Here is a 22,101-nt window from a genome sequence, read left to right on the forward strand (position 1 = left end):
CGCCACCCGGGGCAAGGGAATTCTCGATTGCAGTGACCTCTAGATCATTCATCTTAATCCACCTCCCCTTCCCGGATGCGCAAACCGTTCTCCTGAAGAATCCAAAGATTGCCGTCAAGCGGTTCGGTCGATAGCAGTGGGATGAGCTGTTGTAGCAATTGCAATACAGCCGACTTCGCTTGCGTGCGAGGCCGCAGGACAACAATGCCGTGATGCTCACCCGGTGGGTACGTGCGAATATCGGCGAAGTCCAGATCGAGTGTCACTAAGGCACGTTGTTCGAGTTTGCAAACCGACGCAACTTGGGCGTCCGCCTCCCCAACCATTCGTTAGTCGTGAATGGTCAACGCGTCATGTCCCGCTTCATTCAAAACCGTTGCGGCTTCGACCGGCATGTTCTCGTCGATCTTGAATTGCATCAAGCAGCTCCCGGCGCGAGCGGTACAACCCGCTCTCTCGCTAACTCGGCTGCGTAGGCGATCGATACTGCGATATCCTCACTCGCTAACGAGGGGTAGCTTGCAAGGATTTCGTCTCGTGATGTTCCGGACGCGAGGTTATCTAAAATGACCGAGACCATAACACGGGTGCCTTTGATGCATGCCTTGCCATGGCAAACGCTTGGATCAACGGTAATGCGATCTCGCCAAGTCATATTAATATCTCCATTATTTTTAACCTTTAAACGAGTCCGCAAATTCCGCATCACCAAGTGAACCAACGCGGAGAGACTAAAGGTCCCTTGTGACACATTTGGTCATGCACTCGACGGACAGTTGAATTTTCTGGCAAAACGTTTCAAGTCAATTGACAGTCTGAGGCCACGATTGACATGGACGCCTCACTTGCCATAGTTCGCTATTGTAGCGAACTCGACGGCTCTATGGGGGCAGGTTCCATCGTCTCGAAAACCGACCGAAATCTGCCATGAATCGGCTGGATGCGGTTTCCCTTCGGATGGTAACTGCGTGACCAACGTTGGCAACGCCGCCAACGCGAAATGCAGATCTCAAAACTAGGGAACACGAACATGGCTGCCAAGACCGCCACCAAAACCAACTAAAAGGGTGCAAATCTGTGCCAGCCACGTTCTTTGTGTTCCATGCTCATGCAAGCGGACCTTGATGATCTCGGCTCGGGATCGCTTTGTCTTTTCATGGCTGGCGACTGCCAGACCATTCCTGTAACTTTCCGCGACATACGATGCCGACGCGATCTTCTTTTTGCATACGCATGGCCCAGGAAGTGCGTTGTGTCTCATCCCGTCTGATTCCGTGAGCTTTTGACTGACTGGGGAATGGTGTTCTTCTACCGAGATTTGGTTCCTAAGGAACCGAAGAGTCCCGATGGGGACAGCAATGTCGGTGGGGCGACGACTAACGGGCTAGCACTGACTGCTGATACCTTTGTTTTCGACTAGGCCTCTGATGGATACAATCAGGGGCGACTGAATTCATTACAGGAAATAGTTTTTTTGGTTCAGGCCAAGGCTCAAATCTTGGGCAAGTGATTCCAGGATGAATTCAGTATCCTCCATTTCACGTTGCGGGTTTTACAATGGCAGTCCGTTACTTCATTCGATCAACTGTCACGGTTGCTGCTTTAGGAATCGCATCGTTTGTGGCGACTCCGTTTCTCTATGCTCAGTCCACTCCTCCCTTGTTGCCTTCGATGAAAGCTGAGGATTGGCCAAATCATCGAGCTGCAATTCTGGAGGGCATGCAGCAAGTCATGGGGAAACTACCATCGCGTGATTCTCTTCCCGCTGTGGCGATGCAAGTCGTTTCTCAAGTCGATTCGGAGCCCAACATCCTTCTACAAACTCTCCGTTTTGAATCGGAACCAGACGTTTGGGTCCCAGCCTATCTTTTCATTCCCAAGGAACCATCCGAGCAGCCTCGCCCGGCGGTTCTATGTCTCCATCAGACCATACCCATCGGTAAAGGGGAGCCTGCTGGTCTAGGAGGCAGCCCTAATCTCCACTACGCGATCGAGTTGGCTCGCCGCGGCTTCATTGCGTTGGCGCCAGACTACCCTTCGTTCGGCGATTATCACTATGACTTCGCGAGCAATCCAAAATGGAAAAGTGGTTCGCTCAAAGCGATTTGGGATAACATGCGGGCGATCGACATGCTCGTCGCGAGATCAGACGTTGATGCTACTAAGATCGGTTGCATCGGTCACTCATTGGGTGGCCATAATACGATCTTCACGTCGGTGTTCGACGAACGCATCCAAGTTGCCGTATCGAGTTGCGGGTTCACTAGGTTTCATAAATACTATGGTGGCAAGCTCAAGGGGTGGACGAGCGATCGATACATGCCTCGTATCGCGACGGAATACGCTTTGGATCCTGACCGCGTGCCCTTTGATTTTCCTCAACTGATCGCCGCGATCGCTCCGCGAGCTTTCTTTAGCAACTCGCCGCAGCACGACGCCAATTTCGACTGCGATGGAGTGCGAGAATCCATCGACGCAGCCCGCCCCGTCTTCGAAGTCCTAGGAGCATCTGATAACCTGCGAGTCATCTATCCCGACTGCGGACATGATTTTCCGCCAGAGACTCGCGAAGCGGCTTATCGATTCCTGGAAGATCGCTTGCGATGACTTTTAAACTCAATTTCAAAAGTTGCGTCGTTCGAAAGTTACGATGTGGGATTCAGCCGGGTAAAAAAGACATCTCTCGCTGAACGCTACCAGCTCGTGCCAAGCCCTCGTGCCAAGGCTCCGCCTTGGTACAAACTGCCTTGGAGGCTCTGCCTCATTTATGACGCTGTTAAGACATCTATCAATCGCCCGAAGAATCAGGCAGAGCCTGAAAGACATTGGGTTACCAGGCGGAGCCCGGTAACCAGTAGGACCAGGCGGAGCCCAGTAACCAGTCGTAGGTGTTACGCGACAGGTCGGGTAAAAAAAACGTTTTTCACCGTCAGTCGCGAGTCTGGGATATCTTTTAGCTGACAGGCTTAACAGGGGATGGCATGGCATCGACGACTTTGTCGATCAATCCATACTGGACCGCTTCTTCCGGATCCATGAATCGATCGCGATCAGTATCTTTTTCTATTTGATCGAGATTCTGACCGCAATGCTTGATGAGAATCTCGTTGAGACGTCTTTTCGTTCTCTGAAACTCTTTCAGGTGAATCGAGATGTCTTCCGCAGTTCCCTGCATTCCCGCTAAAGGTTGGTGGATCATAATGCGGGAGTTGGGAAGCGAGAATCTCTTATTCTTGGCCCCGGCGGCCAGGAGCACAGCTCCCATCGATGCCGCTTGTCCGATGCAGTAAGTCGCGACATCGCACGAGACGAATTGCATGGTGTCGTAGATGGCAAGCCCCGCGCTGACGCTACCACCAGGGCTGTTGATGTACAGATGGATGTCTGCTTCGGGGTTATCCGATTGCAAGAAAAGCATTTGTGCGACCAAAGCATTGGCAATCTCGTCGTCGACCTGCGTGCCCAAGAAGATGATGCGGTCTTTGAGCAATCGGCTGTAAATGTCGTAAGCACGCTCCTCGCGCCCCGACTTTTCAATGACATATGGAATTAGCGGCATAAAATCGAACTCCGTTGGATCTACGTGAAAGGGAGATTAGCTTTTGTCTTCTTCGTCGTCGGCAACCGTCTTGGTTAGCAACTGATCCACGAGTCCATACTCTTTGGCTTCGTTGGCGGTTAGGAAGAAATCGCGATCGGTGTCTTTAGCGATTTGCTCAACGGTCTTTCCTGTGTGCTTGGCCAGGATTTCGTTGAGTTGGGTTCGCATTCTGAGAATCTCGCGAGCCTGGATCTCGATGTCGGAGATCTGGCCTCTGACACCGCCGTGAGGTTGGTGAACCATCACGGTGCTATTGGGGAGGCAGTATCGCTTGCCAGGGGAACCACCTGCCAAGAGAACTGCTCCGCCACTGGCAGCTTGCCCGACGCAGTAGGTCGCTACGGGACAAGAAAGCATCTGCATCGTGTCGTAAATCGCCAGAGTCGAGACCACCTCGCCCCCAGGGGAATTGATGTAAAAGTGGATGTCTTTTCGACGATTTTCACTTTGTAGGTACAACAACTTCATCACGACATCGTTCGCGTTGCCGGTGTAGATCTCCCCCTGTAGGAAAACGATTCGGTTTTCCAAAAGGAGATCGCCCAACGTCATTTGACGCTGCCGCTGGTAGCTTTGGTAAGCATGAGAATCGAAAACTGGCGGCATAAGTGGAAAGTTACTCAACTGCTCTTTCCTTATTGAATGAGTAAAACAAACCGAGTCCTGTGTACATCTTTTCGATATCGCATCTTTTGACAAGGGTACACCGAAGGAAAGTTGGACTTATCAGGTAAACCGCATGCTACGTGCAAGCGTTCGTATTGACCCGGCTTTCCCGCTCTACAGATCGGTTATAAAGTCGTCCCCCATTATGGCGGACCGGATGAATTCGGCGTAAACTACCCCGATCCTGACCGATTTTTCCATTTGCGTCAGGCTAAGCTTCCAAATTCCCCAGGCTTTGCACTCGGGATGGGGCATGCGATCGATTAAGTCTCCCTACTAGTACCTCGAGGATTACCGATGACCCTCTCTGTTTCCCAAGCAATTGAGTCCCTAGCAGCAGCCCGCCAAGCTGGTCAGATCACCGACGGCGCCCTGGAGAACTTGAAATGCTGGCTAACGGAAGATCGATATGAGGGGTACCGATCGTCTGTGATCGAGCACGTGGAGGCGGGAAAGTGGCAAGCGTTGGATGATGCCTTCTGGACCATTATTCCGTTCGGAACCGGTGGTCGACGGGGGCGTATGTACCCGATTGGATCCAATGCGATCAACGATCGAACGATCGGGGAAAGTGCCCAGGGGTTGGCGGACTACATCAAAAGTCAGCCGGAAATTGCGGCTCCTCTTTCCTGTGCCATAGCTTATGACACTCGCAACAATTCCCGCCATTTCGCCGAGCTCTGCGCCTCGATTATGGTGGCAAACGGTTTTCAGGTCTATTTTTTGGACGATTACCGAGCGACTCCCCAACTTTCGTTTGCGGTTCGCCACAAGCAATGTAGCTGCGGCATCATGGTAACGGCGTCCCACAATCCCCCGAGCGATAATGCGGTCAAGGTGTACTGGTCGACGGGAGCGCAAATTCTCCCACCGCACGACTCGGCCATCATCGACCGCGTGATGAATGTTCAGCAGATTCACACAGTTACGTTCCCAGAGGCCGTCGCGGGAGGCAAGGTCACGATCGTAACCGAGGAGATCGATCGAGCGTTTTTGGCGGAAGCAGTCAAGTTTGCTTGGCCGGGTAGTCGCGAGGTCCGAGTCATGTATTCCCCTCTGCATGGTGTGGGAGGATATGCTGTACTGCCGCTTCTGGAGGCTGCTGGATTCAAGGATGTGGTGGTCTTCGGACCGCATGCAGAACCCAACGGTAATTTCCCGAATGTTCCCGGTCACGTCAGTAACCCTGAGAACAGCGCCGTATTTGATGCCATGATTGCCCAAGCCAAGGAGGACGGTACCGACATCATTTTGGCGACCGATCCCGATTGCGATCGCCTCGGCTGTGCCGCCCCACTGTCCCTGACGGATCGCAGTCAATGGGGGACGCTTAACGGCAATCAGATCGGTGCCTTGCTAACCGACTACGTATTAAGCAAGATGAAGGCAGCGGGCAAGCTGACGGAGAAGTCGTATGTTATCAAGACGCTCGTCACCACCGAGCTCACGCGACGGATATCCGAATCGTATGGGGTGCGTTGCGAGGGGAACATCCATGTTGGTTTCAAGTGGATAGCTGGACTGATGGATTCGCTCGGGCCGGACGACTTTGTATTTGGCACCGAGGAGTCGCATGGTTATTTGATTGGCCAGTATGTACGGGACAAAGACGGTGCAGCAGCTTGTTTACTCATGGCTCAGTTGGCGGCAGACCTTAAAGCAGCCGGCTTGACGGTCCATCAGCGATTGGAGCAGCTATTGGTCGAGCATGGATGTTACCTCGAGGATTTGATCAATGTGCAGATGGAGGGGAGCGAGGGGATGGCCAACATGAAGAAACTCATGCAATCCCTGCGCGACACGCCTCCCGCGACCATGGGCGGTCTGAAAGTCGTCGCAGTCCGGGACTATGGAAATTTGACCATACGCGATTCCACGGGGGCCACCAAGCCACTCGATGCACCAAAGAGCAATATGTTGATCATGGACCTAGCATTACCGGGGAGTGACACTCCTTCGGGCAATGCCATCGCTGTTCGTCCTTCGGGGACGGAGCCCAAGGTCAAGTTTTATCTGTTTGGTTACGAGCCAGTCACAACCGATCTGGCCACCGCCAAGCAGACCGTGTTATCGCGATTAGCCAGCATGAAAGAGGACGCCAAGAAGCTGAATAAGTAAACCGCCTTTCCGGCTGTTTTGTACCTCTTATCGTCATGTTGGCCTGCCGTTTCCAAGCTAGACAACTATCGCTTCTGGTTTGGACGGAGATTATGATACACAGAGCTTAGAATCCGCCACCCATTCCCTCCCGGAAAGAGTCCTACCTCAATGTCCTCCATACCGTGGTCCATCGCCCAAGACTCCCTGAACGTCAACTTTTCTATTCCGCAAACCATGCGGCTAAGGTTTACTTCTGAATGTTTCGGTGTGGATTGGGATCAGGTGCTGTCGCTGTTCGCGAGTGATTCCGAGAAAGCGAGAGTGCAGTTCTGGATTGACGAGGGAGTGGTCGTTGCCAATCCGAATATTCAAAGTGAGTTGGAACGCAGGCTGTTAGCCTCGACGGATCGTCTCGAGTTGACCTCGTCGTTGCAGTTTGTAGCCGGAGGTGAGCAGGTCAAGAATGATGACGCGACCATCGATCGCATCTTTCGCCAAATCGATCATGATGGCTTGGATCGTCGGAGTTACGTCTGCGTTATAGGTGGTGGGGCTCTGTTAGACGGCGTTGGTTATGCGGCAGGAATTGCCCACCGTGGCATCAGGCTTGTTCGATTCCCGACCACTACGTTGGCACAAGCGGATTCGGGCGTTGGCGTTAAGAACGCGATCAACGCTTACGGGAAGAAAAACTGGAAAGGAACCTTTGCCGTGCCATGGGCCGTCGTCAACGACCAGTCACTCATCCGTCATCTTCCTCAAAGAGATTTCGTCGCCGGCTTTTCTGAAGCGGTGAAGGTCTCGTTGCTGAAGAGTCCCGGTGCGTTTCGCTTTCTTTGCGAGCATGCGAAGGAGATTGCGAATCGCGAGTGGGATGCCGTCATGACGGCGATTCGATCGAGTGTGCTGATGCATTTACATCATATTACTCATGGGGGTGACCCGTTCGAGGTCCAGGAGGCGCGACCGTTGGACTTTGGCCATTGGTCTGCTCACAAATTAGAACACCTAACTCAGTTTCGACTCAGGCATGGCGAAGCAGTTTCCATCGGTGTTGCGATCGACGTAGTTTATTCGCATCTCGTTCATGGGTTAGAGCGGATGGATATGCTGGCCACCTTGACGGCTCTAGAAGAGTTGGGGCTGCCTATCTTCGATGAGGCTGTAGAATCCGGTGCGATTTTTGATGGGCTCGAAGAGTTTCGGCAGCATTTGGGGGGGCGTTTGACGCTGACTATGTTGCGTGGAGTCGGGAACAGCATTAATGTTCATGAGATCGACCGGATGGCTATGTTGAAAGCCATCCGGTTCTTGCAAGATCGGGCAACTAGGCCAAGCCAAGCCGCTCTTTAGGATCTTTCAATGCGTGTTGTAACCGATTTAAAGCTTCGGTTTCGATCTGCCGGACTCGTTCGCGGGTCAAGCCAAGCTCGGCACCGATCTCTTTGAGGGTATGGGGCGGGGTATCCCCCAAACCAAATCGCATTTTGAGAACGGTCGCCTCTCGTGCATCGAGGGTCGAGAGCAACTCCAACGCTGTCTTCATCACATCGTGATCAAGCAGTTCTTCGTCTGGGCTCTTGAGTCGTTCGTCCATCACCATCTCGCCGAGTGACCAGCCTGACTCGGATTGATCGCTTTGGGGAGTTGCGTTGTGGATCTGAATCGCTTTCTTGATGATGGGAAGCTTTTTCTTGGGAAGCCCAAGAACGCGGGCCACTTCTTCTTGAGTTGGCATGCGTCCGAGTTCTTCGCTTAATCGCGCCGTTGCTCTCCGCCACTTGCTAAGCAGTTCCACCATGTAAGCGGGGATGCGAATGGTTTTCGCAGAGTTGATTAGCGCTCGCTTGATCGACTGTTTGATCCAGTAGCTCGCATAAGTGCTGAAACGGGTGCCCATATCGGGGTCAAAGCCCTCCACAGCGCGGAGCAATCCCAGGTTGCCTTCTTCGATCAAGTCTTGTAGGGCGAGCCCTTTGCCAACGTAACTGCGAGAGATGTTGACGACGAGTCGGAGGTTCGCTCGAACCATTCGGTCCCTGGCTGCGGCATCACCGCTGGCAATTTGCCGTGCCAGCATTTGCTCTTCCTCGGCGGAAAGGAGCTTGGTTTCGTTGATCTCGCGCAGATAGGTTTCCAGCGGAGATTGAGGTTGCGCACCATCCTTGGGACTGCGACGACGAGTGATCGATAGCAGATCCTCATCCTGTGGTTCCTCCACGTCGCTCAAATACGGTCCAGAATGTGCCATTGATACTCCACCTTCCAAGGGTTTCTGACTTTCGAGATGCCGCTCGCAGGTCGAGCCGAGAACATATCGCAATCGAGGGAATCGACCCAGAAATGCTCGCATATTCAAAGAAATTGCTCCCGGTCAGCGTGTAGCGATTATTCTCGACGCGCAAAGCCTTTGCCGACAACGCTTTCCGCCGTACAATCCGCATGGCCGCTAAAACGCGACTAAGGGAAGGTGCTCCAATCCGGACGCCCCATTTCAACCGCATTACCCGACTAAGCAAACTCGAAACGATGATATCTCCGACGTTAGACCTGACCACCTCCAGCCGCTGGACTCAACTGGCAGACGCCGTATTAGCAGACGAGGCGATCAGCCGGGAACAAGCCTTAGCGATTCTCGAGTCCAGTGATGACGAGTTGCTGGAGGTCGTATCTGCCAGCTTTCGCATTCGGCAACGGTACTTTGGCAAGACGGTGCAGCTATACTTCTTGATGAACGCCAAGAGTGGATTGTGTCCTGAGGATTGCCACTATTGCAGCCAATCCAAAATCTCGGATGCCGAGATACCTAAATACAACATATTAAGCAGAGATAAGCTGCTGGACGGCGCACGACTCGCAGCGGAACGCCAGAGCAAGACCTATTGTATCGTAATCAGTGGTCGAGCGCCCAATGAACGGGAGATGAAGGCGGTCGAAACGATCGTGCCCGAGATCAAGAAGGCATACGGTCTTAATATATGTGCCTGCTTGGGACTGCTGAATGAGGAGCAGGCCTTACGGCTCAAAGCCGCTGGTGTCGATAAAGTAAATCATAACTTGAACACCAGCCGTGAGCACTACGCTGAGATTTGCACCACGCATACTTTTGACGATCGGGTCGAGACATTACGAAACGTTAGGAAGGCAGGCATGGAGCTTTGCAGTGGCGGCATCATCGGGATGGGGGAAAAGCTGGGTGACATTGTCGAAATGGCTTTTTCCTTTAGAGAGCTCTCGGTTGAGTCGATCCCACTCAATTTTCTACATGCCATTGATGGAACTCCGCTTGAGCAGAAGGAGTATTTAAATCCGCGAGATTGCATACGAGCGCTCTGTATGATGCGATTTGTTAATCCGAAGAGCGAGTTGCGGATTGCTGGTGGGCGTGAAAGGCACCTGCGATCGTTGCAACCATTAGGCTTGTTTGTTGCAAACAGTATCTTTGTCGGAGATTACTTAACTACTAAGGGGCAAGCTCCGGATGAAGACTATCAGATGATTCGAGATCTCGGTTTCGAGATAACCGGCAGTTGCATGGCGCCAGACCCGTCGGCGGGCGGTTGTTCGTAGTCATTCGTAAAAGTTTAGCCAGAGGTTGATGCCGGGCGCAATCGGAAGCGTTTCGCCACGTAAACCTCGAGTCACCACCTAGTCCAAATTTTGGCTAGTTTGGTAAAGAAAGATTTTAGATTTCCAGTTTGGAGTGCTAAGGTTGCGGGCTCAACTCAACAGAACGCATCCGATCTAAACTGGAAAGGACACATACAAAGTTATGCTCATGCGGCACCCGCTTCCTGACTTGCAATTTAGTTACCGCCTGCCGTACGGTGCTAACGTCCACGAACGTGGCGTACAGTTCACCATTTTCAGTCGTTCGGCAACGGCGATGCGACTACTGCTTTACAAGCATGTAGACGATCGAGAGCCAAGTGAGACGATCGAGTTTGATCGTAGCACAGACCGCTGGGGAGATGTCTGGAGCATTTTTGTTCCGGGACTGAAGGCTGGTCAACTGTATCACCTCCAAGCCAATGGCCCGTTTGACCCTGAGTCGGGGCAATGGTTCGATGGCAACGCTCGCTTGGTCGATCCGTACGCAAAGGCTCTGGCAGGCTGTTTCCAAAAAACAACCGATGGGGTCATACGCCCTCCCAAGTGCGTCGTGGTCGACGATTCGTTCGATTGGGATGGTGACAGGCATATTCGCCGTTCCCTGAGTGATTCCGTGATCTATGAGATGCATGTTCGCGGCTTCACCAAGAATAAGAACTCGGGGGTTGATCACCCTGGAACTTATTTGGGAGTGATTGAAAAGATTCCTTATCTGAAATCGCTCGGGGTTACCGCTGTGGAGCTGATGCCCATCCACGAGTTCCCGATTTTCGACGTGCATGGAAATGTACCTGAGAGACCAAATTACTGGGGTTACGATCCCATGAATTTCTTCTCTCCCCATCGCGGATATTCCCATTCCAAAGAACCCGGGGCACAGGTCAATGAATTCAAGCAGATGGTCAAAGCTCTCCATCAGGCGGGAATCGAAGTCATCTTGGACGTCGTTTTCAATCATACCTGTGAGGGGAATGAACGAGGCCCGGTCCTTTCCTTCAAAGGGCTTGAGAATCAGGTTTACTATATTCTCAACTCGGGTGGAGCGCATTACAGCAATTACTCCGGTTGCGGTAACACGTTCAACGGCAACCACCCCGTCTGTCGTGAGTTAATATTCCACTGCTTGCGACATTGGGTCCACAACTACCACATCGATGGATTCCGATTTGATTTGGCCAGCATCCTGTCTCGCGATCGATACGGTAATTTGATGCCAAATCCTCCTTTGGTCGATTTGATCGCAGAGGACCCGATGCTCGCCGATACAAAGATCATCGCTGAGGCGTGGGATGCCGCTGGTGCGTACCAAGTCGGTTCCTTTGGCGATCTTCGTTGGGCGGAGTGGAATGGTCGGTACCGTGATGACGTTCGTCGCTACTGGCGAGGTGACGGAGGCATGGTGGGTGCGATGGCCACTCGACTGAGCGGTTCGTCCGATTTGTACGAGCACGCAGGCCGCGCCCCGTACTGCTCGATTAACTTTGTGACGTCCCACGATGGGTTCACAATGAACGACATGACCTCTTACAAGGACAAGCATAACGAGGCAAACGGCGAAGGAAATCGCGATGGGGATAACAACAACCACAGCGATAACTATGGCGTTGAGGGGCCGACCAAGAAGAAGGCGGTAGAAAGTATCCGAGTACGACAGATCAAAAATATGTTGTCGACTCTCATGCTAAGCCAGGGGGTCCCCATGTTGCTGATGGGGGACGAGGTTCGCCGCACTCAAAAGGGTAACAATAACGCCTACTGCCAGGACAATGAGATTTCCTGGTTCAACTGGGAAAACGTAGATCAACACAAAGACATCCTGCGATTCACTCGGGCCTTGATCGACTTCCGAAAGATGCAGCCATCGTTGAGGCGAGAAAGCTTCTTGACAGGAAGACCGCAGGATCAACGCGGTATTCCGGATGTGAGTTGGTTCGAATCAACAGGCAAGCCAATTTATTGGGATGCCCCGGACGGAACTCTGGTCTGTTGGTTAGGTAAGCCTGGTGCCTCCGAAGACCCACAGGGGCTTGGACGCGATATTTTGATTATGCTTAATGGAACTCCAGAGACAAAAACGTTTACCATGCCAGCCGCGACGCGTGGAATTCGCTGGAGGGTCTTTATGGATACTGCCAAGGACTCACCCAAGGACATCTATCCTAACTATGACGGTCCTCTCGCTCCAGCGAGTCGGCAGGTAGAAATGGTCTACCGGTCGGCGATGGTCTGGGTAGGTGAGGGCTAGCAACCCGCTTGAGAATTTTTTAGTCGAAGTTTTGAACGGACGCAAAGGAAAAAGGCCGGTGCACGAAGCACTGGCCTTTTTTTGTACACTTCTTGCTGATCGGCACTGTAAACGGGGCCTCACCCTCCCAGCGAAGCGACCGGGAGGGTCGGCGATCGAGCCTTAAGTGAGATTGCCGGGGAGGGTGACGTCGGTGGCAATCAGCGGAAGTGTCTTAGTTCTGTTGGTAAGCACCCCGACGCAAGACGCAAGCACATTGAAAGCTAACTGTAAAGAAACTTGCGAAACCAAATGTCCAAGTAGTCTCGTAAGTTTTTGAACTAGTCTTTTTCTCCGGGATGTCGCGACTTGGAAAACTATCACGCTTTGGGCAAAAACTCTTAACGTTTCGTCAATGCACGGTAGCTTTAGGGAATTGCAGCGAGATCTTCGAATTAGGTTTCGGAATCAGAGGAAAACGATCAGATAACCGATATTGCGAAGATCCCTTTTCGTGCCGGCCCGCTCCAAGCATCCTTGCTAAATCCAAGCTCCGAGTCGCTCCAGCTTTCCTCGGTGCTATAGTTCTTAGATGGACTGGATGTTAATTCCAAGGATGAGAGTCGGCGTCAATTTCCCAATCGTCCCTTCGGAGAGCCTCCATGCGTTTCCTGTGTTTTTCAGCCCCGATTCTATCATTGGCCATGACGGCTACCGCAGCGATTGTGGCGATGCCAACGATGACTGGTACCGCTTCGGCCCAAACGTCTCGTCTATTTGAAAAGACCTCACACGATTTTGGTTCGGTTGCCAAGGCAGCTAAAACGGAGTTTCGTTTTTACTTTGAGAATCCGTATGACCAGCCGATGCATGTCCGAAGCGTGAGGACGTCGTGCGGTTGCACGACTCCTATTCTGGAAACTCAGGTTGTTCCTCCTAAGGGCAAAGGCAGTATCCTAGCAAAGTTCAACACGCACTCTCATGTGGGCCAAAAAGGGGCTACTCTCACAGTCACGGTAGATCGCCCCTTTTTCGCGGAGTACCAACTCCAAGTTAAAGGCTATATCCGAACGGACGTCGTTTTTAATCCAGGCGAGGCTACCTTTGGAAACGTTCAGCAAGGCAGTCCGAAGGGTATACAAGTCAGTCTGGACTACGCTGGTAGGCCCGACTGGAAGATCCTAGGTCTGACCACGAGCAACGATTTTCTTTCGGCTGTGGCCAGTGAGTCGTCCCGCAATGGTGGACGCATTCAATATCAGATCGACCTAACTATGGGTGAAGATGCTCCCGCTGGTGTTTTCGAGAGTGAACTGATCGTGTCAACAAACGACCGCAATTTGACTCGAGTTCCTCTTCGGGTGACTGCCAACATCGTTCCAGGGGTAACCGCAGTTCCGAGCACCGTGTCGTTGGGTGATATTCTTGTCGCGGAGCCCGTTCGGCAATTAGTTGTGCTCAAAAGTCAAAACCCCTTTGTGGTCAAGGGGGTGGAGAGCAACATCTTCGATATTGAGATCGAGCTAGGATCAGAGCCTCGAACTTTGCATCCACTCCAGTTGCGTCTCATACCTAAAACCGGCGAGTTGGGCACAGAAACTCAAGGCACCATAAAGTTCATGACAGACTCAGCTGAGAGACCTGAAATCGAAATCGGTGCAGTTTATCGCACCAAGGCGCCTGCTCCCCATATCGAAAAACCAGTGGCGACCTCGGACGATAGCATCGAGGAAAACGACTTCTAGACACGACTTACAGGTTTCGGCTACTAATCAACCTTAATAACCCGGGATCTACGGCTCCACTGACCTTGCGTCAGTGGACCGATGACTAACAGGCTAGCACCGCGGCAACGTCCCCCCGTTTTTCGCCCCCCTTTGAGATTGCCTCAATGGAGCGTATGGCTCGTTGGCTGGAGAACGCGCCGACACCGCGAAATCTTCATTTTTCAAACTTCAACCAAAACCCGAGTTGGTATCAACATTACTCGAACAATTAGGTGAAGGGTTACAGTAGATCCCCCACCATACAACCGCTGGCAACAATTTCATTCGTCCAGGGTCAGATCGTCGGCACCGGCTTGGCCAGTTATGGCTTCCGTGGTATCGATGTCACCCGCAGCGAGGACGATTTCTGACATCAGCTTTTGTTCAGTTGGAATCTCGGAAAAGGTTCTCATGGTCTTTGGCTCGGTTGAATCTTGAAAATCTGCTACCAATACCGTTACGTTATCCGTGCCTCCTCCATCCAGGGCTAATTGCACCAGCACCTGGGCAGTCATCTCAGGATTCTTCCTACCGCAAAGCTCTCGGGCGATGCGGTCGTCAGAAACATGTTTGTTCAGACCATCGCTGCACAACATCAACCGATCACCAGATTCGAGTCTCAAGTGATAGAAATCGGGGACGACCTCGGGAGCTCCCGCCCCGAGGGCGTTCACAAGAACGTTAGACCATGGTGATCGCTCTTGTTCCTCGGGCTTGAGCTCGCCATTCAACAGCATCTGTTGTGCGACGGTATGGTCTCTGGTTAGTAATCGCAGCTCTTGGTTGCGAGACAGATAGCAACGAGTATCCCCTGCATGAACAACGTGCAGATGGGGCCAAGCAACGCACGCTAACGTCAGGGTTGTCCCCATATCCTTGAGGTCGGGCGAGGTTTCAGCTAGAAGCTGTAACTCTCGGTGCGCTTGTATTAGTGTCACCCCCAAGACGTTTTTGAACGACTGCTCATCGTTTGATGTGATGGATTCCAGCCAAGCTAGTTTGTTGAGAATGGAATTCAGGAAGTATTCGATCGCCAATTTACTGGCCTCCTTTCCCCCCAAATGCCCCCCCATCCCGTCGGCCACAAGTAGAAGTGTGGCAAATGGATTTCCCACAAGGCGGGTCCCGTCAGCGACGGGCAAGCCCGATGCTTTGACACTTAACGCTCGGGACAATTCGGCAATGATGAATTGATCCTGATTTTCTTCACGAACATTGCCACGATTCGTTATCCCCGCACTGTTTACTGAGACTACATTCATGGCGTTCCTTTAAAATAATGACAGTTGTTAGGACTTATCGATCAGGATAAGAGTCTTGGTACCGATTGGGACTTGTGGAGCAGATTAGTTTAGTCACTTCCAAAATCCCACTCTAGGTTGCAACCCAGTCCTTGCCAGCTACTTCGACCGATTCGCTCTCAATCTGAGCGAGCGACATGGCCTGCCTTATCGTACTGGTGATCCAGTCGCAGGTTTCGGTCCGGCTGAGTTTATTGGATTTTCCTTCGTCAAGGAGTTGTTCGTCACGAGCTAGGTTGCTCGGAGCATTGCAAGGGCAACCAACGATAACCTTAACATGGGCTGCTCGAAAAAGTGCACTGTAAACCTGATTGCCAGACGGTGCACCCACGATCCAAATGGGAATCAAAGGGACTCCGGCCCTTGCAGCCACCATGGCAGCTCCAGGTCGAATCGATAGCATGGGTGCAGCCGTTCGATTGATTCGTCCCTCTGGAAACATCCCGACCAAGCCTCCCTCAGACGCGAGCCGAATCGCTCGTTTGGTTGAAGCATTATCGAATCCGCCCCGATTGGTGGGAATTGCCTGATAGGACCTCAGTAGCGGCCCGAACAAAAAATGCTTGAAATACTCACCAGCGACCATCCAATGAACGCGGCCCCCTGCTGCTAACTGTACAAAAAATGGATCGACCGAAGCTCGGTGGTTTGCGATGAGCACCGCGCCACCCACGATTCTGTCACGTAGCATTCGCTCATTGCTCGGATCGCCCCACGCGGGATCCCAGCTTATCTCGACTCTCCACAAAACTCGGCATAAAACGTAAACCGGAGCGTAAATGATCCGCTCCACGACGGAGTAACGTCCTTTTCTTGTCAGCAAGTACGCAAACACACCGAGGTACGCGATACCTGCCGCAGCCAAAAATGCAACAGCCGAGCCGTCTGCCATAACCGTTCCTGTAACGAACCCTTGGTAATAAAGTAACCCGACCGTGAGAAAAATCAGCACGAACGTTATAAGCGGTACCCATGCTTTCGAGAAGACGCCACCAACCACAAGATTACACATTGCTCGACAAAATGATGACGTACTGTTCCATGAAGTCAAAACCTACGATTCCGATTCTCTGGCGAGTAATGTATGTCTTCTATTCAACAGAATACCACTTCAGGCTTAACCTTTGGCAATGCACCCTTCGTTGACCGGAGACAAGCTCGCTCGGAATCCAGCAATGGGCAAGAGCGCCGCCAGTTTGGGAATTCTTATAACGGGTTGTCCGAAGCGGGCAGGGAGCTGGCCGAAGCGATTGATTCCTACAAGGTCCAGAATCGCCGACGTTATGTCACCACCGATGAGCTTTTGAGCGTGATTTATAGCCTCGGATACGCCAAAGGGTAAAAGGGCTAAGTCGCCCCACACTTACCCGGGGAGCGAGGTTACAATACGGGGACCTTCCTGAGTCTATTCACACCACGGACTCTGTTTTCCTCACCGTATTGGGCCACAAAAAAATGTTGACTCGGCCTCGCGCTGACAATCCATTAATATTTCCCCAGAACTCATGGATTCCCTTTCCCAGATCCGCTCGCGTTTTTGCGTTAGTCGGGACAGTAGCGGTCTTGCATTGCCTCTGTTCATGGGGCTCCAGCCAGATTCTGGCCCAATCGGTTACCGTCGATCGAAAGATCGATTTCGAGCGCGATGTTCAGCCTCTCTTTGTTCAGTATTGCACGGAATGCCATGGCAAGGAGAATCAGACTTCAGATCTGCGGCTAGATCTGCGGAGCACGATTCTCGCTGGTGGCAGCAGCGGTACGATGATCATCCCGAATCGTAGCATCGACAGTCGCCTGATTGACGTTGTCTCCCATACGGATCCCGAGTTGGAAATGCCACCCGATGGCAGCAGGATACCACCGGACGCGATCGAAATTCTCCGCCAATGGATTGATCAGGGGGCACTAGGTCCCGACGACGAGCGATTGGCTGAAAGACCTCTCCCCTGGAGCTTTACCCCCATTGCTAAGCCGACATCTCCGATGGGAGAACATGCGGTCGACAAACTACTGGAGCGTGCCCTCAGCGAACATCAGTTGACTTTCTCTCCTCCGGAATCGAAATCAAGATTCATTCGCAGATTGTTTCTCGTCGCACTCGGTGTTCCACCATCACAAGAGGATGTGCAACAGTTCGTCGAGGACTTGGATCCTTATGCAGTGGAACATCTAGTGGATAGGGTTCTCGCCGATCCTCGCTACGGTGAACGTATGGCGAGACACTGGTTCGACGTCATTCGATTCGCCGAGTCTCATGGTTTTGAAACCAACCGAGTTCGCTACAACGCATGGCCATACCGCGACTATGTGATTCAAGCTTTCAACGACGACAAGCCTTACGATCAATTCATCTCGGAGCAAATCGCTGGTGATGCGTTGGGGGTGGATCACGCGACCGGGTTTCTTGTAGCAGGCACGTACGACCTCGTGAAAAGTCCTGACATCAGCCTGACGCTTATGCAGAGGCAAGATGAGCTAACCGATTTGGTGAACACCATCGGCACCTCGTTTCTGGGATTAACAACAGGCTGCGCCCGGTGCCATGATCACAAGTTCGACCCGATAAGTCAAAAGGATTTTTATGCCCTTCAAGCTCTGGTGGCGGGCGTGCAGTTTGGGGAAAGGACGATTACCAAGCCAACCACATCGCCCGAAGAACGACAGCTTGCAGAATGGAAAGAACAAGATAGGGCCCTTTCCGAGCAATTGACCCAACTGATTCAAAAAAGCAAGGCCCGCAGCGGTAGCGGTGACCTGCGCCCTGCGGTCAGTTCGACCCGAAATGTGGAAGAATTTCCAGCGATCCAAACGGAGCGAGTCCGCTTCAAAATCCTAGCCAGCCAGAATGCAGAACCGTGCATTGATGAGTGGGAGATTTACGATGAACTGGGCCAAAACGTCGCCTTGGCGAGCAGTGGAAGCGTCGCAACCGTATCAAGCACCTTGCCAGGCTATGCTATCCACAAGCAGGAACATATTAATGACGGCAGGCATGGCAACGAATTTAGTTGGATATCGAACGAAGTGAACGGTGGTGTCGTCGAGATTCAATTTTCCGAGCCTCGTTCGATCGTCAGTATGGTCTGGGGACGCGATCAGTCTGGTCGCTTTGGAGATAGAGTCATAACCGAGTACATTATCGAGGCGCGAGCTGGCAGCACGGAATGGTTCACCATTGCTTCGAGTCGTGACCGAGCGCCTCGCTCCTCCGCAGAACCACAACTCGAGGCCCTAACGGATGAGGAGCGAGCGGAGTATCGAGCGTTGGAGGTGAGGCAAAGATCTCTTCGCAAAAACATCGAGAACGTAACGAGCGGAGAAAACTTCTGGCTCGGTAGCTTCGCGCAACCCGAACCGACCCACCGCTTGCATCGAGGCGATCCGATGCAAAAGCGAGAGTCAGTGGTTCCAGGGGGCATATCCAAATTGAACGGCTTTGAGTTACCGGAGGATACCTCTGAACAATCTCGAAGAAAGGAATTAGCCAGGTGGATCATCGATCCCAACAATCCTCTTACTGCCCGTGTGATAGTAAACCGCTTATGGCACTACACCTTCGGAACCGGATTGGTCGATACTCCAAGCGACTTTGGCATAAATGGCGGCATTCCATCGCACCCCGAATTGCTAGACTTTTTGGCATCAGAGCTAATCGACCGCCAGTGGTCATTGAAGAGCATTCATCGCATGTTATTTCTATCCCGAGCCTTTCAGCAATCTTCCAAGCCACAGGAATTGGGGATGCAACTAGATGCCCAGTCGAGGTTGTTATGGCGATTTCCACCGAGGCGATTGGAAGCAGAAGCCATCCGAGATAGCTTGCTTACTGCAACAGGAAACCTCAATCCTAAGATGGGAGGCCCAGGCTTTTTTCTTCAACGTGTCGAGCAAGATAACGTTTACCGTTACTTTCCCAAAGAAGAGTTTTTGCCCGAAGATTTCCGTCGAATGGTCTATCTTACTCGAGTCCGGCAGGAGCAAGACAGTGTCTTCGGTGCATTTGATTGTCCAAGCGGCGATCAGGTTGTTCCTCGCAGGGGGCAATCGACGACACCATTGCAGTCTCTCAATTTATTTAATAGCCCTTTCGTTCTGATGCAATCAGAGGCGTTGGCAGCAAGGCTGGAGCGAGAGGCGACCAACCACGGGGGCTCGCCAGAGGAAAAGATTTCCCTAGCCTTCGAGCTGCTTTTTAACCGCAAGCCCGATGCCTGGGAATTAGAAACCTCTCTCCGTTTCGTCGAAGAGAATGGGCTGCTTTCTTTTTGTCGTGCATTGTGCAATGCCAATGAATTTCTATACGTGTTCTAACGAGAGAGGCTCGCCATGATGTCTTCGCAAAAGGTTGATCCGTTGGCTCTAACACGCCGAACGGTGCTGCATCAAGGACTCGGAAGTCTTGGAGGTATGGCGCTTTGGCAATTGCTTTGCCGTGATAGTATCGCTTTGGCGAGCGATGGACGCGGGCCCATCAGGCCTGTCATTGACTCTAGTCATCCGTCTCGGGCGAGAAAGCCGCATTTTGAACCCAAAGCCAAACAGGTCCTTATGATTTTTTGTGCAGGGGCTTGCAGTCAGCTCGACACATTTGATTACAAGCCAGAGTTGATTGCACAGCATGACAAGCCGATGCCAGGGTCTGAGAAGCTGATTACGTTTCAAGGCGGACAGGGGACGTTGCAAAAGAGTCCGTGGGAATTCACCCCACGCGGGCAGTCGGGAAAAATGATCTCGAGCTTATTGCCGCAACTGGGGGATTTGGCTGATGACCTGTGCTTCATCCATTCGATGACAGGCAAAACGAATACACATGGACCGGGTGAAAACTTTATGAATACCGGATTCACGCTGGATGGGTTTCCGAGCATGGGGGCTTGGGCCACGTACGCTCTCGGCAGTGAGAATGATGATCTGCCGAGTTTCGTTGCGATTCCTGATCCTCGTGGGATACCTCAATCAGGGCCCAATTGTTGGAATCCAGGGTTCCTGCCTGCGGCGTTTCAGGGAACAGCGTTTAATGCGACCTCTCCCGTTCAGAATCTCGCACGACCTGCGCGATTCGCCGAAGACACGGATAGAGCAACTCGCGAATTTTTAGCGGAGCTCAATCGTCACCAACAGCGCAACTTCCCTGGCGACAGCGAACTGGCAGCTCGAATCTCGAGTTATGAACTAGCAGCACGTATGCAGCTGTCCGTTCCGCAGATCAGTGACCTTTCGACCGAAACCGCAGAGACGCTAGAGGAGTATGGAGCGAATAGCCGAGGAACCCCTAACCTCGGGATCAAAGCCGCCTATGCAAAGAATTGTATTTTAGCGCGCAGGTTGATTGAGAGTGGCGTTCGGTTCGTCCAGTTGTTCAACGGTGCCTACCAAGTTGGCGGAGAGGGGACGAGCAACTGGGATGGCCACAAGATACTTCGGGATCAGTATGCGCTGCATGGCGAGGTATTCGATCAGCCCACTGCCGCCTTGCTTCGCGATCTAAAGCGACGAGGCTTACTGGAGCATACCCTAGTCGTTTGGTGCACCGAATTCGGTCGAATGCCGACTTTTCAAGCCGGCGCCCAGGGGCGGGACCACAATCCCGAGGGGTTCACCGTCTGGATGGCGGGAGCTGGCGTCAAGGCGCCCTACACCTACGGAGCGACGGATGAGTTTGGATATCGTGCGGTCGAGAACGTGAGCACCGTTTACGATTTCCATGCTACGATTTTACATTTGCTCGGTTTAGACCATGAGCGGCTTTCGTATTACCACAACGGGATCGAAAGGCGGCTCACCGATGTCCACGGCCACGTTCTTCGAGACCTTATTGCCTAACCGGCTAGCAAGCGGTATTGCCTAACCGGCTAGCAAGCGGTATTGCCTAACCGGCTAGCAAACGGTATTGCCTAACCGGCTAGCAAACGGTGCCCTCAATGCCCCCGCCTCACCGGAGAGTTTACTCGGAGGGAGCGAAGGAAGTTTGAAATGTGAAGGGGAAAGTTGAAAGATGAAGACTTCGCGGCGTCGACGGTTCCTCCAGCCAGCGAGTCATACGCTCCATTGAGGCAAGCTCAATGGGAGCGAAAAACGCGGCGAGCGTTGTCGCGGCGCTAGCTGATTAGTCATCGGTCCACTGACACTAGGTCAGTGGAGCCGTATCGTTAACGGTTGAAGACGAGGAATCGAGGATTTCAAGGGCCTCAAAGAGCTTTGGCCAATTAGAATCCAGCGAACGGGTGGGAAACGGAATCCTTTTGCGCGACCATTTGCTGAGCTGTTGGGAGCCCCTTCATAGCGTTAGCAATCGCATCCTTGGTCGCTTCGTAGTTGAACTCGTAGATCTTCTTGTCGTCGTTAGCAGCTGGGTGAATGAACACACCGCAAACGATGACCAAGCTCTCTGCTTGATCGGCTGGAATCACTCCAGCGGCGACACTGTCCGCGACTGCTTTAGCAACGGCGTATTGTGCAGGTCCGAACATTTGGACCGCTTGCTTCATTCCCTTGATGGTCACCTTGGTAATCATAACCGTGCTGGGCTTAACAGCAACGTTCGGCGAGAGAACTGCCAAGAGATTGGTGTGACCAGCGCTCTGGTTGGCCAAAGCGTTCGCGAACGCGACACCTACTGGGCCTTCTTTGCTGCCGATCATCAAGTCGATGTGGGCGATCTCATTGCCTTCGCCGACCAGTGCTTCTCCGATGTACATGGACATAGTGGGGATCCTACTTTGTGGGGGGGAACTATCTGAACTTCGCATAAACGTCGCGATTGTGAACACGAAAAGGTATCAAACTGCAACTTTTCTGCAATCACAGCCAGCCCCCCAATCACCCGGTAAA

General features: G+C 52.4%; 18 protein-coding genes. 9 read left to right on the forward strand and 9 right to left on the reverse strand.

Translation table 11 applies throughout. The annotated features are described in order from the left end of the window. Positions 1 to 53 precede the first annotated feature (53 nt). The 3 genes from SH449x_RS08365 to SH449x_RS08375 all read right to left on the reverse strand — a co-directional run bounded on the left by SH449x_RS08365 (position 54) and on the right by SH449x_RS08375 (position 1,261). Complete coding sequence (locus tag SH449x_RS08365) at positions 54 to 326, reverse strand: DUF5615 family PIN-like protein (RefSeq protein ID WP_482380882.1); 273 nt, start codon at positions 324 to 326, stop codon at positions 54 to 56. A gap of 92 nt (positions 327 to 418) precedes the next feature. Next, a complete protein-coding gene (locus tag SH449x_RS08370; protein ID WP_482380883.1) occupies positions 419 to 655 on the reverse strand; it encodes a DUF433 domain-containing protein in 237 nt (78 codons plus the stop codon). 360 nt (positions 656 to 1,015) lie between these two features. Continuing rightward, entirely contained in the window at positions 1,016 to 1,261 is a 246-nt protein-coding gene (locus SH449x_RS08375) for a hypothetical protein (RefSeq protein WP_482380884.1), read from the reverse strand. Between the two features lie 296 nt (positions 1,262 to 1,557). On the opposite strand from SH449x_RS08375, the gene SH449x_RS08380 reads away from it, so the two are divergent. Then, positions 1,558 to 2,607, forward strand: coding sequence for an alpha/beta hydrolase family protein (locus SH449x_RS08380; RefSeq protein ID WP_482380885.1), 1,050 nt, complete (start codon positions 1,558 to 1,560; stop codon positions 2,605 to 2,607). A gap of 346 nt (positions 2,608 to 2,953) precedes the next feature. Here SH449x_RS08380 and SH449x_RS08385 read toward each other — a convergent pair whose 3' ends face one another. Next, positions 2,954 to 3,559, reverse strand: a complete 606-nt coding sequence (locus SH449x_RS08385; RefSeq protein ID WP_482380886.1) for an ATP-dependent Clp protease proteolytic subunit — start codon at positions 3,557 to 3,559, stop codon at positions 2,954 to 2,956. Between the two features lie 36 nt (positions 3,560 to 3,595). Next, positions 3,596 to 4,207 carry a ClpP family protease gene (locus SH449x_RS08390; protein ID WP_482381815.1) on the reverse strand — a complete coding sequence of 204 codons (612 nt, stop codon included), beginning with the start codon at positions 4,205 to 4,207 and terminating at the stop codon, positions 3,596 to 3,598. Between the two features lie 357 nt (positions 4,208 to 4,564). Here SH449x_RS08390 and SH449x_RS08395 point away from each other — a divergent pair, with 357 nt between their 5' ends. Together SH449x_RS08395 and SH449x_RS08400 are read left to right on the forward strand one after the other, a co-directional pair. Further along, entirely contained in the window at positions 4,565 to 6,385 is a 1,821-nt protein-coding gene (locus tag SH449x_RS08395; RefSeq protein WP_482380887.1) for a phospho-sugar mutase, read from the forward strand. 150 nt (positions 6,386 to 6,535) lie between these two features. Beyond that, complete coding sequence (locus SH449x_RS08400) at positions 6,536 to 7,720, forward strand: 3-dehydroquinate synthase (RefSeq protein WP_482380888.1); 1,185 nt, start codon at positions 6,536 to 6,538, stop codon at positions 7,718 to 7,720. Here the strand turns inward: SH449x_RS08400 and SH449x_RS08405 are convergent. Then, entirely contained in the window at positions 7,695 to 8,618 is a 924-nt protein-coding gene (locus tag SH449x_RS08405) for a sigma-70 family RNA polymerase sigma factor (RefSeq protein ID WP_482380889.1), read from the reverse strand. The genes SH449x_RS08400 and SH449x_RS08405 overlap by 26 nt on opposite strands. Before the next feature lie 278 nt (positions 8,619 to 8,896). Here SH449x_RS08405 and bioB point away from each other — a divergent pair, with 278 nt between their 5' ends. From bioB to SH449x_RS08420, 3 genes are all read left to right on the forward strand, one after another. After that, positions 8,897 to 9,937 (forward strand): biotin synthase BioB, encoded by a 1,041-nt coding sequence (gene bioB, locus SH449x_RS08410; protein ID WP_482380890.1) that lies wholly within the window; start codon positions 8,897 to 8,899, stop codon positions 9,935 to 9,937. Between the two features lie 202 nt (positions 9,938 to 10,139). Further along, positions 10,140 to 12,224 (forward strand): glycogen debranching protein GlgX, encoded by a 2,085-nt coding sequence (gene glgX, locus SH449x_RS08415; protein ID WP_482380891.1) that lies wholly within the window; start codon positions 10,140 to 10,142, stop codon positions 12,222 to 12,224. A 641-nt stretch (positions 12,225 to 12,865) separates the two neighbouring features. Continuing rightward, entirely contained in the window at positions 12,866 to 13,948 is a 1,083-nt protein-coding gene (locus tag SH449x_RS08420) for a DUF1573 domain-containing protein (protein ID WP_482380892.1), read from the forward strand. Positions 13,949 to 14,250: 302 nt separating this feature from the next. Here the strand turns inward: SH449x_RS08420 and SH449x_RS08425 are convergent, their stop codons facing one another. Beyond that, the gene (locus SH449x_RS08425) at positions 14,251 to 15,231 is read right to left on the reverse strand and encodes a PP2C family protein-serine/threonine phosphatase (RefSeq protein WP_482380893.1); all 981 of its coding nucleotides are present in this window, start codon (positions 15,229 to 15,231) and stop codon (positions 14,251 to 14,253) included. 112 nt (positions 15,232 to 15,343) lie between these two features. After that, positions 15,344 to 16,282 (reverse strand): lysophospholipid acyltransferase family protein, encoded by a 939-nt coding sequence (locus tag SH449x_RS08430; protein WP_482380894.1) that lies wholly within the window; start codon positions 16,280 to 16,282, stop codon positions 15,344 to 15,346. A 72-nt stretch (positions 16,283 to 16,354) separates the two neighbouring features. Between SH449x_RS08430 and SH449x_RS08435 the strand changes: the two genes are divergently transcribed. From SH449x_RS08435 to SH449x_RS08445, 3 genes are all read left to right on the forward strand, one after another. Continuing rightward, entirely contained in the window at positions 16,355 to 16,612 is a 258-nt protein-coding gene (locus tag SH449x_RS08435; RefSeq protein WP_482380895.1) for a hypothetical protein, read from the forward strand. Between the two features lie 113 nt (positions 16,613 to 16,725). Further along, positions 16,726 to 19,581, forward strand: a complete 2,856-nt coding sequence (locus SH449x_RS08440; protein WP_482380896.1) for a PSD1 and planctomycete cytochrome C domain-containing protein — start codon at positions 16,726 to 16,728, stop codon at positions 19,579 to 19,581. 18 nt (positions 19,582 to 19,599) lie between these two features. Then, a complete protein-coding gene (locus SH449x_RS08445) occupies positions 19,600 to 21,093 on the forward strand; it encodes a DUF1501 domain-containing protein (protein ID WP_482381816.1) in 1,494 nt (497 codons plus the stop codon). A 383-nt stretch (positions 21,094 to 21,476) separates the two neighbouring features. Here SH449x_RS08445 and fae read toward each other — a convergent pair whose 3' ends face one another. Beyond that, on the reverse strand, positions 21,477 to 21,974 hold the full coding sequence (fae, locus tag SH449x_RS08450) for a formaldehyde-activating enzyme (protein WP_482380897.1): 498 nt from the start codon (positions 21,972 to 21,974) through the stop codon (positions 21,477 to 21,479). Between the last annotated feature and the right edge of the window lie 127 nt (positions 21,975 to 22,101).

The sequence above is a fragment of the Brakhagea baltica genome (genome assembly GCF_052161605.1).
Taxonomy (GTDB): Bacteria; Planctomycetota; Planctomycetia; order Pirellulales; family Pirellulaceae; genus JBKCUI01.

Coding starts and splice junctions, on each gene's coding strand:
- SH449x_RS08365 (WP_482380882.1), bottom strand. CDS start 326: ATGGTTGGGGAGGCGGACGCCCAAGTTGCGTCGGTTTGCAAACTCGAA.
- SH449x_RS08370 (WP_482380883.1), bottom strand. CDS start 655: ATGACTTGGCGAGATCGCATTACCGTTGATCCAAGCGTTTGCCATGGC.
- SH449x_RS08375 (WP_482380884.1), bottom strand. CDS start 1,261: ATGAGACACAACGCACTTCCTGGGCCATGCGTATGCAAAAAGAAGATC.
- SH449x_RS08380 (WP_482380885.1), top strand. CDS start 1,558: ATGGCAGTCCGTTACTTCATTCGATCAACTGTCACGGTTGCTGCTTTA.
- SH449x_RS08385 (WP_482380886.1), bottom strand. CDS start 3,559: ATGCCGCTAATTCCATATGTCATTGAAAAGTCGGGGCGCGAGGAGCGT.
- SH449x_RS08390 (WP_482381815.1), bottom strand. CDS start 4,207: ATGCCGCCAGTTTTCGATTCTCATGCTTACCAAAGCTACCAGCGGCAG.
- SH449x_RS08395 (WP_482380887.1), top strand. CDS start 4,565: ATGACCCTCTCTGTTTCCCAAGCAATTGAGTCCCTAGCAGCAGCCCGC.
- SH449x_RS08400 (WP_482380888.1), top strand. CDS start 6,536: ATGTCCTCCATACCGTGGTCCATCGCCCAAGACTCCCTGAACGTCAAC.
- SH449x_RS08405 (WP_482380889.1), bottom strand. CDS start 8,618: ATGGCACATTCTGGACCGTATTTGAGCGACGTGGAGGAACCACAGGAT.
- bioB (WP_482380890.1), top strand. CDS start 8,897: ATGATATCTCCGACGTTAGACCTGACCACCTCCAGCCGCTGGACTCAA.
- glgX (WP_482380891.1), top strand. CDS start 10,140: ATGCTCATGCGGCACCCGCTTCCTGACTTGCAATTTAGTTACCGCCTG.
- SH449x_RS08420 (WP_482380892.1), top strand. CDS start 12,866: ATGCGTTTCCTGTGTTTTTCAGCCCCGATTCTATCATTGGCCATGACG.
- SH449x_RS08425 (WP_482380893.1), bottom strand. CDS start 15,231: ATGAATGTAGTCTCAGTAAACAGTGCGGGGATAACGAATCGTGGCAAT.
- SH449x_RS08430 (WP_482380894.1), bottom strand. CDS start 16,282: ATGTGTAATCTTGTGGTTGGTGGCGTCTTCTCGAAAGCATGGGTACCG.
- SH449x_RS08435 (WP_482380895.1), top strand. CDS start 16,355: ATGTCTTCTATTCAACAGAATACCACTTCAGGCTTAACCTTTGGCAAT.
- SH449x_RS08440 (WP_482380896.1), top strand. CDS start 16,726: ATGTTGACTCGGCCTCGCGCTGACAATCCATTAATATTTCCCCAGAAC.
- SH449x_RS08445 (WP_482381816.1), top strand. CDS start 19,600: ATGTCTTCGCAAAAGGTTGATCCGTTGGCTCTAACACGCCGAACGGTG.
- fae (WP_482380897.1), bottom strand. CDS start 21,974: ATGTCCATGTACATCGGAGAAGCACTGGTCGGCGAAGGCAATGAGATC.